This window comes from Flavobacterium sp. LS1P28, from assembly GCF_003970335.1.
Lineage (GTDB): Bacteria > Bacteroidota > Bacteroidia > Flavobacteriales > Flavobacteriaceae > Flavobacterium.
On sequence record NZ_RYDI01000011.1, the window covers coordinates 26,335 to 38,454 of the forward strand.

Sequence of the window (12,120 nt, forward strand, 5' to 3'; positions counted from 1 at the left end):
CCTTATAACGATTTTATAAAGCCAGTTATTGCTGTCACCACTTTTGGAGCAATGGGTAAGTCCGGATTAGAATAGGATTTCATATTTACAGAATCATCTCCATTTATCTCTTTGAAAATATGATTCATTTTCTCGATCAGAACTAGCTTTGCTTCCGGTTTGGCTTTTTTTAACAGTTCTGCTTCAGCAACTGACACCTGTAAATCTGCAGTTCCGTTTAGCAGTAGTACGGGTATTTTTAACTTTGCAATTTCAATTTGCGGATTGTATTTTATCCATGAAATCATATAGGGCTGGATGCTTGCTCTAAAAAGGGAAGCTAACATGGGGTTTTTTAACTCGAAAGTTTCTCCGTTTTTAAGAATGTCCAGGTTTTTCTGAACTTCTTCTTTGAGGTAAGGGGCTTGCTTTGCTATTTGTTCCACCAGAACGGCATCAATGGTTCTTCCGGCTCCAGCTAATGAAATAAAAGCATCCGCTTTGCCATTGGCAGCAATCATTCCTATTAAGGAACCTTCGCTGTGTCCGGCAATTATTATTTTGTTGTACTTTTTTTGATTTTTAAAAAACAGCAAAACGGTGGTTGCGTCAGTGATGAAATCATCAAAAGTAAGGGTAGCTTCATTTACCGTTCCACTCTTCATTTGAGCAAGGATTCTTTTATCATAGCTAAAGACGGCAATATCATTTTTAGTTAATTCTTCGGATAAATATTTCAGGGAATTATTGGGGAGTCCTTTTTGATTGCCGTCCCTGTCTGTAGGGCCTGAACCTGCAATAAGGATGACAAGATTCGTCTTTTTGTTTTGTTTTAAAGGAGAGTACAACGACCCATTTAACAATGGATTTATAGTAACTTCATCCTTATTAAAAGATTGAATTGCTGTTTTTGTTTGTGAATGGCAGAGTATTGAACACGAGATCAGGAGTACGAGTAGTAATTTTTTCATTTTATTTCGCATTTAATTCGTTTATTGTTTCTTCCGGATTTTCGACTTCAATAATTAGTTTATTGTAATAGGAATCTTTGAGTTCAACAATAATTGCATTTTTTTTATTGCAAACGTCCCAAAAGTTGCGTTTTCCTTTTTTGATATAAGTGCCAGCAGTTATAACCCATGGTAATTGGGTGCCTGGCATTTTCCAGCCGATCCAAAATGTAAATTCATCGTTGCTTTGATACGCTCGGATTATTTTATCTTTCGGTACACGAATCTTATTTTCGAAAGCCCAAAATGTATGACTTCCTAGAATATCAAAAATAAATTCGTTTTCGTTTGATGTTACTGAAACCATAAATGTATGAGTTGAGACTGCTGTTTTAAAACAGAAAACTCCCGAATATCAGGAGTTTTATTTTAATCTAGTTTGTTTTTTATGTAATATTTACCGTCTAAGTCTTCGTCAAAATCATCCACTTTTATGGGTTTTGGTTTTGGTTTATTTGCGGTAGCTTTCTTTTTCCACATTTCAAATTTTTCTGCCGGCATCTTCTTCTTCATTATCTCTAGGATCTCTTTTTCGGCCAAACCAAATTCTTTTTTAATGATTTCAAAAGGATTTTTTTCTTCTAAAGCCATTGTAACAAGTTTTTCTGTTTGCTCCCAGTTCAATTCTTTGCGGTTACTCTTTTTCATCACGTGAAAATTAATTCAAATAGGTGTTAATGATTATTAAATTAAATTTTTTAATTTCATTCAATATTAAGAAAAATTATAATTACTTTTTCTCAAAAGATGATTTTTTTTAATTTTTTTTCTTTAATGGCTGTTTTTGAAACGGTATTTTCAATAAATTTTTTAATGCATTGTGTTCCTCAGGATTAGGATGGGTATCAATTCCGTAAATAATTTCTTCTTTTAGAAGTGTCATAAATGTGCCAAATAACCGATCCCAGATTGAAAATATATTGCCATAATTACTATCGGTATAGGGCAAAACATGATGGTGGTGTACTTTGTGCATGTCTGGCGATACGATAAAATAGCTCATAATAGTATCTATTTTTTTAGGAAGTGAAATGTTAGCATGATTGAATTGCGTTGCTACTACAGATAATGTTTGGTATAGAAAAACCATCCACATGGGGCTTCCAATGATTAAAACACCCAAAGCGGTAAATGTAAATCGGATCACACTTTCTCCCGGATGGTGTCTATTGGCGGTTGTGGTGTCAATCCAGGTGTCTGTATGATGAATCAAATGAAAACGCCACAGGAACTTGGTTTTATGTTCGACTAGATGCACCAGATAAGCGCCTATTAAATCCAATAAAAGCAATCCAATAAGGGCGTAAAGCCATAGCGGTATTTCAGGAAGCCATTGTAAAATTCCAAAATTTGTAGCAATTGTCCAGTCAGCCGCTTTTAATAAAATAAAAGCTAGGCAAAAATTGACAGCAATAGTCGTGAAGGTCATAAAAATATTGATGCCGGCGTGATGCCATTTTTTATAGGTGAAGTTAAAAAGCGGAAAAGCATTTTCGATCAGCCAGAAAAAAGTGATTCCGCCCACAAGAATTAAACTTCGGTGTGACGATGGAATGGTAGAAAAATAAGTAATGATATCATTCATAATTCAGATATTTATTCCAAATTTAATAATTTTTTATGAAAGTAATTATTTGATTACCCGGAAAGTGCCATTTATTCTGGGGCCAATAGGTTTTGTGGTTTTTGGAATCTGGTGTTTCCAGAAATGTTGTGTCGTTCCTTTCATCAGCAACAAACTTCCATGTTCCAGTATGATAGTTTTTTTTAGGTCTTTATCTAAATTATGTTTGAGTTGAAAGGTTCGTTGGGCTCCAAAACTCAACGACGCAATTATGGGATTGATTCCTAATTCTTTTTCGTTGTCAGCATGCCAACCGTTGCTGTCTTTTCCGTCGCGATATTGGTTGAGTAAGACGGTTGTAAAAGTAGTATCAGCACTTTTTTCGACTTGAGATTTTAGCTTTTGCAAAAGCAAATTCCAAGGATGTGGCTGCATCGTTATATTCGAATACGAGTAAGGTTTTCCTTCGTTTCCAAATAAAGCCGTCAAACGAGGCTGCGGATGAATTTTCCCGTATACACGAATATCGTCTTGTTGCCAAGGGATATCTTGCATTAATTCGGCAAAAATAATATCGGCTTGTTCTTGGTCAAAAAAATGAGGATAGTAGATGATATCCGCATCTGGCAAGTCAATAAATACGGGTTCTGATGTGGATTCGAAAAGTGATTTCACGAGATTAAGTATATTGGTACGCCCAGTAAATTAAAAATAATTGCAGTGGCATTCGCAATAGTAAGGCCCATTTTGGCAGACCCATTCTTGCTTTTTCATCAAAATACATATACAAATGTGTTGGAAAAATAGCAATCAACAAAGCGATCACCCCCCAAGCGGCGTAGTTGGAGAGTAACGGAATACAAAGCGAAATTCCCAGAAATATTTCTGCTAAACCACTGATGTAATTTAATAATTTTGGATTTGGAAAGTACGAAGGAATGATTTTCAAGTACAGTCTGGGATTCCTGAAATGGTTTAATCCTGCGATAAAGTAGACGAAAGCCATCACATATAAATGCCAAGGTAAATTCATAGTAAAGTTATTTAATACGAATTTATAAAAATTTTATTAAAATCAGTGCAAATGGATTGAAACTGCAATTAGGAGGTTCGCTTCAGGTTTACATTCATTATGATAATTGCTAAAATAATTAAAATAATGCCAAGCCATTGGATCAGGTTTACCTGCTCATTCAATAATAGATATGCCATAAGTACCGATACGGGAAGTTCCAGTGCCGAAACAATACTTCCCAGTCCGATTCCAGTCAGCGGAAAACCGGCATTCAACAATAAAGGTGGAATTATGGTTCCGAAAAGGGCTAAAATGATTCCCCATTTCATGAAAATTTCAAAGTTAAAAGGAGTAGTTTGTGTTGAGATTGCAAAAAAGGTCACGATGACAGCACCTCCCAACAACATGAATAAACTGCGTTGTGCCGAGGAAATATGAGTTGCCACACGATTAGCGGTAAACATTGTTGTAGTAAAAGAAGCTGCTGCTAAAAGCCCTAAAGCAATACCGCGCCAGTCTAAAACGATACTATTCTCGAAGACATTGGTAGCAAGGATAGTTCCGGTTAAGACAATAAATACGGAAACTATTTTTTGAGTAGAAGGAATTTTTTTTTCTAAAATCATTTCGAATAAAACACCCATCCAGACGGTTTGCATCAATAAAACAATCGCAATAGAAACAGGAATGTATTTTACTGCCAAATAATAAAAGATACTCGTAAATCCTAAAGAAGTTCCGGCAAGCATCAGCTGAGTGATGTTTTTTTGGGATGCTTTTATAACGGTTTTTCCTTTCTTAGCTTTTTGAAACATATTGATCAGCAGCATTCCCATGATTCCATATACAAATTGGGCAACGGTAACTTCGGGTGTGGTGTAGCCTTGACCGTAGGCTATCTTTACAAAAGTAGCCAGCATTCCGTAACTCGTTGCGCCGAGACCAACTAAGAAAACTCCTTTTAAGACACTATTTTTTATCATTTTTTTAATTTTAAAAAGCGGGCAAAGATAGGGTTTAGTTCCTAGTTATAAGGTGTAAATTGGTAGATAATATCAGAGTCAACCATAAATTCAGGTTTTTGATTTCCAATTAAATTACATCATTTTGCTTTTCGTGGTAGGTTTTTTTTAATCCTCTTATGATTGCAGCATTAGCCAAAAACCGGTTGGTATACACCAATAAAATCAACGAAGTTGCGCTAAAAAGTAATGCTAGAGTTTCTATTTGTAAAATCATAATTTAATCGAATCATTGTAAAGGCAAATATTGCTAATCTTTTGATGCATTTTAGTATTGCAATGAATAAGAGGAGCTTTCCTTTACTGACTTAAATTTTTAAAGTGTAATCCAGTTAAAGGTTTGTTCGATGATTCTTGTTTTTTCTTTTTGAATAAATTTTAAATAGGCATCGGCTACAGGTGAAAACTTTTTGCCTTTTAACCAAATTAAATTCCAGTTGGATTGAATAGGCAAGCCTTTTACCGGAATAATTTGTAGGTCTCCATTATTAAGCTCGTTTTTTATACCAATTAAAGGCATGATCGAGCATCCGAGTCCAGCCAGTACGGCTTGTTTTACCGCTTCATTTCCGGTCAGCACCATTTTTTTTGAAACTGTTAATTGATTCTGTTCTATAAATTTTTCCATCACATATCTTGTTCCTGATCCTTGCTCGCGATAGATGATGGGTAAGGTTTCTATGATTTTTTTTTCTTGAATTCCTTTTCCCATTTTTTGATCACTATTAGCAACAAGGAAAAGGGAATTAGGCATAAGCTCCACTTTCTCGATTTGCAGGGTTTCTGGTAACACGGAAACCAGAGAAAAATCTACTTCATTTCTTTCTAAATTTTTCAGTACTTTAGTTTTATTGGTCACATCCAGAATCAATTCGACACCTTGATTTTGTTTCAAAAAATCAGATAAAAAATAAGGAATTACATATTTCCCGGTTGATACGACAGAAATTTTTAATCGTCCTGTCAGTTGTCCCTTGAATGCCATTGTTTTATAATTGATCGCATGTACTTCATTTAGAATTTTTTCTGCAGCCGTGGCGATTTCTTTGCCAAAATCAGTAACAAACAGCTTTCTTCCGATTACTTCTGTTAACGGTACATCAAATTGATCTTGAAAATTTTTTAATTGAATGGATACTGCGGGTTGTGTAAGGTGCAGTTCCATTGCGGCTTTAGTGATGCTTTTATTTTGGGTAATTTTTAAAAAGACATGCAGCTGGTGTAGCGTATAATTCATAAATAATTTTTATGCTTTGTATTACAAATATAAATAAAAATATATGGATAGCCTGTTTTACTTTTGTAAAAAAAAATAAACAAAAAGATATGCAAAGAATAACAATAGCAAAAGGAGACGGAATAGGACCTGAAATAATGGATGCTACTCTAAAAATTATTAAGGCAGCGGGCGCACAGCTTCAATTTGATGAAATTGAAGTTGGTGAAAAAGTGTATTTAAAAGGTAATACCTCCGGAATTGAAAAGTCATCTTGGGATTCTATAATAAACAATAGAATATTTCTCAAAGCTCCAATTACTACTCCGCAAGGTGGTGGTTATAAAAGTTTGAATGTTACCACTAGAAAATTCTTAGGATTATATTCTAATGTTAGACCATGTATGAGTTTGCACCCTTTTGTGGAAACAAAACATCCAAAAATGGATATTGTCATTGTTCGTGAAAATGAAGAAGATTTATATGCGGGAATAGAACATCAGCAAACGGATGAAGTTGTGCAGTGTTTGAAAATCATCAGTCGTCCCGGCTGTGAAAAAATTGTTCGCTATGCTTTTGAATATGCCAAACAGTATGGAAGAAAGAAGGTAACTTGTTTCACAAAAGACAACATCATGAAGCAGACGGACGGATTATTCCATGAAGTGTTTGATGAGTTAGCGAAAGAGTATCCTGAAATTGAAAACGAGCACTGGATTATTGATATTGGTGCTGCAAAAATGAGCGATACACCAGAGAATTTTGATGTTATTGTAACCTTAAATTTATACGGTGACGTGATTTCTGATATCGCTGCACAAATTGCCGGTTCTGTGGGGCTGGCAGGCTCAGCAAATATTGGAGAAGAATGTGCAATGTTTGAAGCAATTCACGGATCTGCACCCAGAAGAGCCGGGCAAAATGTTGCGAATCCGTCGGGATTATTACAAGGAGCAGTAATGATGCTGAATCATATTGGGCAAAACGAAGTGGCTAGTAAAGTACAAAATGCATGGCTGAAAACGCTTGAAGACGGAATACATACCTATGATATCTTCAAAGAAGGCGTAAGCACTGCAAAAGTAGGGACTTCAGAATTTGCCGACGCAGTAATCCTAAATTTAGGGCAAAAACCAAAACAGCTTCCTGCTGTAGATTATAAAAATGTTCAAGCCTTAGATCTCCCGAAATATAAGAGAAGACCAGCTGCAAAAAAAGAATTGGTAGGTCACGATGTATTTGTGCATTGGAATGGAACCGATCCTAATTCGCTAGCTGAAATTCTAAAAAATATAGGGACTGAAAATCTAAAACTGAAAATGATTTCCAATAGAGGAATCAAAGTTTGGCCCGAAGGATTTAAACAAACCTTTTGTACAGATCACTGGAGATGCCGTTTCAAAGCTGAGGATGGAGTACTAGTTAACAAAGAGGAGATCATTGGATTATTGCAGCAATGCATCGACCATAATATCGATAGCATCAAAACTGAAAATTTATATAAATTTGACGGGAAAATGGCTTTTTCATTGGGTCAAGGACAGTAAGAAATGCGTTAACTTCTCCTTTATTTAATTGGTACTCTTTCACTAAATGTGCTGTTTCCTTTAAAGAATTTAATAAGGTGAGTCATTCCTAACACGCTCCAGTAAGTAGTAAAAAAATTAGTCCCTATGAAAAATAAAAATAAAAAAATTAGTTTGGTCTTTGGAATAGTTTGGTTGATTGGTGGAATACTATTGACAATCGTAGCACCTAATAACTTATTTTTCACACTGTTTCTAGGTTTGGGAATATTTTTCACGATCTACACATTACAAAAAAATAAAATTTCATTATAAAGTATTATGGAAAAAGAATATCAGTTTAAGTTAGTTGAAGGTCAGTTTGCACCATCAGAAGCAGGAAAAGTACTGTTTTCGTTAATCAACAATAAGATTAATTATCATAATTTAGAAAAATTTAGCAATCAAATTCGATTTGATGAAGACTGTTCGCATTCAAAAATAAGGCTTGAAACTCTTTTAGAAGCCTCTGAATACATCAAGGAACTCATCAAAGAAGCGTCGTCAAAGGATTTGGAACTGAAAATTGACAGTGTAATTCAAATTGTACTGTGTCCTAAAGTAAAAACTGAATTGAATGTTTGAGGGTAGACAATTACTCATTGCCACCAAGCATCACAAAGAAAAAGTGATTGCTCCAATTTTTGAAAAAGGATTAGGTGTTCACTGTTTTGTTCCTGAAAGTTATGATTCGGATATTTTCGGTACTTTTTCAGGTGAAGTGGAGCGGAAAAACACGGCAGTTGAAACCGTCAGAGCTAAATGTTTGGCGGCAATGGAAGAATTTGACTGCGATTTGGCTATTGCCAGCGAAGGCTCTTTTGGTTCACATCCTTCTATCTTTTTTGCCCAGGCCGATGATGAGTTTTTAATTTTTATCGATAAAAAAAACGACTTAGAAATCATTGCCAGAGAACTCAGTTTGGAGACTAATTTTTATGGAGAAAATATTTCTAGTAAAGAAATGCTCTTGGATTTTGCAAATAAGATTCAATTTCCTGCCCATGCCATAATTTTGCGAAGCAAGCCTGATGATCTAACAACACTAGTTAAAGGGATTACCACAAAAAGTGAATTGGAAGATACTTTTCAGCACCTTGTGAACAAATATGGGAGTGTTTATGCTGAAACTGATATGCGTGCGCTGTACAACCCCACTCGTATGGGTGTGATAAAAGTAGCGGCGCAAAAATTATTGGAAGCTATAAAAACGGAATGCCCAAGCTGTAAAGCACCGGGTTTTTGTGTGATAGATGCGAAACAGGGCTTGCCTTGTTCATGGTGTTCAGCGCCCACACGATCTACCTTGAGTTTTATTTACAGTTGTAAAAAGTGTTGTTTTAGTTCTGAAAAAATGTATCCCCATCAAAAAATAACCGAAGAACCAGGATTCTGCGATTCCTGTAATCCATAAGATATGAGTATAATCAGTAGTTCGATTCCAAAAGCTGTTGCGCTTTTAAATCAGGAGCAAATCATAGGAATTCCTACCGAAACGGTTTATGGTTTAGCCGCCAATATTTACAGTTCAAAGGCGGTAGAGCGTATATTTTCGATTAAAAAACGTCCGTTTTTTAATCCGTTAATTGTTCATATCAAATCGGCAACTGTCCTTTCTGAAATAGCGAGAGACATTCCTGAAAAAGCGAACTTGTTAGCAAAAGCTTTTTGGCCGGGACCTTTAACTTTGGTTTTAAAAAAGCAAATTTCCATTCCGGATTTGGTTACCGGTGGTAAAGATACCGTAGCGATCAGAGTTCCAAATCACCCAGTAGCCTTAGCCCTGCTGAATCAGTTAGCCTATCCGCTAGCGGCTCCGAGTGCTAATCCGTTTGGCTCTCTTAGTCCCACTACAGCAATACATGTTGCTGACTATTTTGAAGAGGTGTTACCAATGGTTTTGGATGGTGGAGCTTGTCAAAGGGGAATAGAGTCAACGATCATCGGATTTGAAAATGGGGAGCCTATTTTATATCGCTTGGGTTCTTTGGCTGTTGAGGATATTGAAGCAATTGTTGGGCCGGTAAAAATGATTACCCATGATGATATTGCTCCAGCGGCACCAGGCATGTTTTCTAAGCACTATGCTCCTTCGACGACGACTTTTTTGACAGCTGATGTGACGGAGAAGCTAAAAATGTTTCCGGATCAAAAAATTGGAGTTTTAGTATTCCAAAAAGGGATTGATGATCCAAAAATTGTACAACAGGAAATTTTATCACCTACAGGCAATTTAGCAGAAGCCGCATCGCAATTGTATGCTGCTTTGCATCGATTAGATGAGTGTACACTTGACTTGATTATAGCAGAACGTTTTCCAGATGTGGGTTTAGGCAAAACGATAAACGATCGATTAGAAAGAGCCACTAAAAAATAAGATATGGATACTATTATCAGAAATGCAAAAGTGGTCAATGAAGGACATATACTTAATTTAGATCTTCTGATTTCAGGGGAACGAATTGAAAAGATAGCACCATCAATTAGACTAAATCCTGAAAAAATATATATCGAAATTGATGCGACAGGACTTTATCTGCTTCCGGGAGTCATTGATGATCAGGTTCATTTTAGAGATCCGGGACTAACACATAAAGGCACTATTTTTTCAGAGTCGGTTGCCGCTGTGGCTGGCGGCATCACCTCCTTTATGGATATGCCCAACACGATTCCCAATACGCTGACTCAAGAGTTATTAGAAGAAAAATACACGATGGCGGCTGAGAAATCAATTGCTAATTATTCGTTTTTTATGGGAATTTCAAAAAATAACTTGGAAGAAGCTTTAAAAACAAATACTGAAAATGTATGTGGGATTACGGATGATGGTCTTTATTTTAATAATGACGAGGGAATTTTAGCCAACTATCCAGAATTTTTGGAGCAACTTTTTTCAAGAACCGATACCTTGGTAGCTTTGCACAGCGAAGATGATTCACTGATAAAAAAGAATACGGAGGATTATAAACTAATTTACGGAACTGAAATTCCTTTTTTTTATCATTCTCTTATTCGGGATGAGGAAGTTTGCCTAAAAGCAACTGAACGAGTATTGAAAATTGCTAAAAAACACCAAACACGCTTGCATCTCTTTCATATTTCAACTTTGGCGGAAGCCAAATTATTTGATAATCATACACCGATCAGAGAAAAACGAATCACCGCCGAGGCTTGTATACATCATCTTTGGTTTTCGGATGCCGATTATGAAAGACTGGGCTCCAAGATCAAATGGAATCCCTCCATAAAAACAGAGCAAGATAGAAAAGGTTTACTGCAGTATTTGCTCAATAATTCAATAGATATTATTGCAACGGATCATGCTCCTCATACTGTTGCCGAAAAAGCAGGGAATTATTTTCAGGCGCATTCCGGCGGACCATTAGTACAACATGCTCTTTTAGCAATGTTAGAATTATTTCATCGTGGTGAAATTCCGTTGGAGAAAGTAGTGGAGAAAATGAGCCATAATGTAGCCGAAATTTACAGAATAAAAGAACGAGGCTATATAAGGGAGGGCTATTTTGCCGATTTAGTTTTAGTCGATTTAAATAAAAAACAGGAAGTAACTCCAGACTCTCTTTTATATAAATGCAAATGGTCTCCTTTTGTAGGACAGGTTTTTAAAAGCAGCATCAGTTCAACTTTTGTAAATGGAAATTTGGTGTATGAAAAAGGACTTGTGAAGACAGATATAAAAGGAAAAAGATTGCGATTTGAAAAGATAAGATAATCAAAATGTATAAAATAATTTTAAAATAATTAAAATATGAATCTTAGTTTATTACTGGATAATTTAACTAATCCTGCCTTGTTGTTTTTTGTGTTGGGAATTATAGCCGTCTATGTCAAAAGTGATTTAGAAATTCCGGAGAATACCTCTAAATTTATATCGTTGTACCTTCTTTTTTCGATTGGTTTTAAAGGTGGACAGGAATTAGCTCACAGTCACTTTACTATAGAGATACTTTGGTCGATCGTTTTTGGAGTTTTGATTGCGGTATTAATTCCACTTTATACTTTTTTTATTTTAAAGAAAAAGTTTAGCATTGAGAATTCGGGCGCCATAGCCGCCGCTTATGGATCCGTGAGTGCAGTGACCTTTGTAACGGCCATCTCTTTTTTAGAAATTCAAAATTACAATTTTAGCGGCCACATGGTTGCTGTTATGGCGCTGATGGAAGCTCCGGCAATCATTATCGGAGTGATTTTGATCCGATTATTTAGTAAGGAAAAAGTTCAAAAAACGAAGATGACCACGATTATCAAACATTCATTTACTAATGGAAGCGTGCTCTTGATTCTAGGTAGTTTGGTTATTGGGTTTTTGGCCAGTGAGCAACAGGCTTTAGGAATTAAGCCGTTTACTACTGATATTTTCAAAGGGTTTTTGGCTTTATTTTTACTGGACATGGGAATTGTTAGTGGACGAAAATTAAATGATTTTTTCAAAAGTGGCTGGTTTAGCGTCTTTTTTGCTATTGTTTTCCCATTGATCAACGGGTGTATTGTGGCTTTCTTAAGTCAATTCGTTACCGATGATGTTGGGAATCGTTTTATTTTTGCTGTCTTAGCGGCCAGTGCTTCTTATATTGCGGTTCCGGCAGCAATGAAAATAGCCGTTCCAAAGGCGAATCCAGGAATATTTTTACCCATGGCTTTGGCAGTAACGTTTCCTTTTAACATTACTTTTGGGATGCCCATTTATTTTTCAATTGTGCTGTGTCATATTTAATGAGGTGCTACGCC

At 35.9% G+C, this 12,120-nt stretch carries 15 protein-coding genes; 6 read left to right on the forward strand and 9 right to left on the reverse strand.

Annotation, left to right across the window (positions count from 1 at the left end):
- Nucleotides 1–2: 2 nt before the first annotated feature.
- The 9 genes from EKL97_RS09720 to EKL97_RS09760 form a co-directional block, all read right to left on the reverse strand.
- A complete protein-coding gene (locus EKL97_RS09720; RefSeq protein ID WP_126462101.1) occupies nt 3–950 on the reverse strand; it encodes an alpha/beta hydrolase in 948 nt (315 codons plus the stop codon).
- Between the two features lies 1 nt (nt 951).
- Nucleotides 952–1,296 (reverse strand): hypothetical protein, encoded by a 345-nt coding sequence (locus tag EKL97_RS09725; RefSeq protein ID WP_126462104.1) that lies wholly within the window; start codon nt 1,294–1,296, stop codon nt 952–954.
- Nucleotides 1,297–1,358: 62 nt separating this feature from the next.
- Nucleotides 1,359–1,637, reverse strand: coding sequence for a DUF2805 domain-containing protein (locus EKL97_RS09730; RefSeq protein ID WP_126462107.1), 279 nt, complete (start codon nt 1,635–1,637; stop codon nt 1,359–1,361).
- 109 nt (nt 1,638–1,746) lie between these two features.
- Nucleotides 1,747–2,574 carry a sterol desaturase family protein gene (locus EKL97_RS09735; RefSeq protein WP_126568740.1) on the reverse strand — a complete coding sequence of 276 codons (828 nt, stop codon included), beginning with the start codon at nt 2,572–2,574 and terminating at the stop codon, nt 1,747–1,749.
- Between the two features lie 45 nt (nt 2,575–2,619).
- Nucleotides 2,620–3,228 carry an alpha-ketoglutarate-dependent dioxygenase AlkB family protein gene (locus EKL97_RS09740; RefSeq protein ID WP_126568741.1) on the reverse strand — a complete coding sequence of 203 codons (609 nt, stop codon included), beginning with the start codon at nt 3,226–3,228 and terminating at the stop codon, nt 2,620–2,622.
- A gap of 4 nt (nt 3,229–3,232) precedes the next feature.
- Nucleotides 3,233–3,586: a MauE/DoxX family redox-associated membrane protein gene (locus EKL97_RS09745; RefSeq protein WP_126462116.1), complete on the reverse strand. Its 354-nt coding sequence runs from the start codon at nt 3,584–3,586 to the stop codon at nt 3,233–3,235.
- Between the two features lie 68 nt (nt 3,587–3,654).
- Entirely contained in the window at nt 3,655–4,551 is an 897-nt protein-coding gene (locus EKL97_RS09750; RefSeq protein WP_126555115.1) for a DMT family transporter, read from the reverse strand.
- Nucleotides 4,552–4,660: 109 nt separating this feature from the next.
- A complete protein-coding gene (locus EKL97_RS09755) occupies nt 4,661–4,807 on the reverse strand; it encodes a DUF2721 domain-containing protein (protein WP_126563838.1) in 147 nt (48 codons plus the stop codon).
- Between the two features lie 99 nt (nt 4,808–4,906).
- The gene (locus EKL97_RS09760; RefSeq protein WP_126555109.1) at nt 4,907–5,827 is read right to left on the reverse strand and encodes a LysR family transcriptional regulator; all 921 of its coding nucleotides are present in this window, start codon (nt 5,825–5,827) and stop codon (nt 4,907–4,909) included.
- Between the two features lie 89 nt (nt 5,828–5,916).
- Here EKL97_RS09760 and EKL97_RS09765 point away from each other — a divergent pair, with 89 nt between their 5' ends.
- The 6 genes from EKL97_RS09765 to EKL97_RS09790 all read left to right on the forward strand — a co-directional run bounded on the left by EKL97_RS09765 (nt 5,917) and on the right by EKL97_RS09790 (nt 12,106).
- A complete protein-coding gene (locus EKL97_RS09765; protein ID WP_126568742.1) occupies nt 5,917–7,353 on the forward strand; it encodes an NADP-dependent isocitrate dehydrogenase in 1,437 nt (478 codons plus the stop codon).
- Between the two features lie 300 nt (nt 7,354–7,653).
- A complete protein-coding gene (locus EKL97_RS09770; RefSeq protein ID WP_126462128.1) occupies nt 7,654–7,956 on the forward strand; it encodes a hypothetical protein in 303 nt (100 codons plus the stop codon).
- Nucleotides 7,949–8,785, forward strand: a complete 837-nt coding sequence (locus tag EKL97_RS09775) for a DUF6671 family protein (protein ID WP_126568743.1) — start codon at nt 7,949–7,951, stop codon at nt 8,783–8,785. Before EKL97_RS09770 ends, EKL97_RS09775 begins: the two co-directional genes overlap by 8 nt.
- Nucleotides 8,786–8,788: 3 nt before the next feature.
- Nucleotides 8,789–9,748 (forward strand): L-threonylcarbamoyladenylate synthase, encoded by a 960-nt coding sequence (locus EKL97_RS09780; protein WP_126568744.1) that lies wholly within the window; start codon nt 8,789–8,791, stop codon nt 9,746–9,748.
- Between the two features lie 3 nt (nt 9,749–9,751).
- Nucleotides 9,752–11,104, forward strand: coding sequence for a dihydroorotase (locus tag EKL97_RS09785; RefSeq protein WP_126568745.1), 1,353 nt, complete (start codon nt 9,752–9,754; stop codon nt 11,102–11,104).
- 36 nt (nt 11,105–11,140) lie between these two features.
- On the forward strand, nt 11,141–12,106 hold the full coding sequence (locus tag EKL97_RS09790; protein ID WP_126568746.1) for a sodium-dependent bicarbonate transport family permease: 966 nt from the start codon (nt 11,141–11,143) through the stop codon (nt 12,104–12,106).
- Nucleotides 12,107–12,120 lie beyond the last annotated feature (14 nt).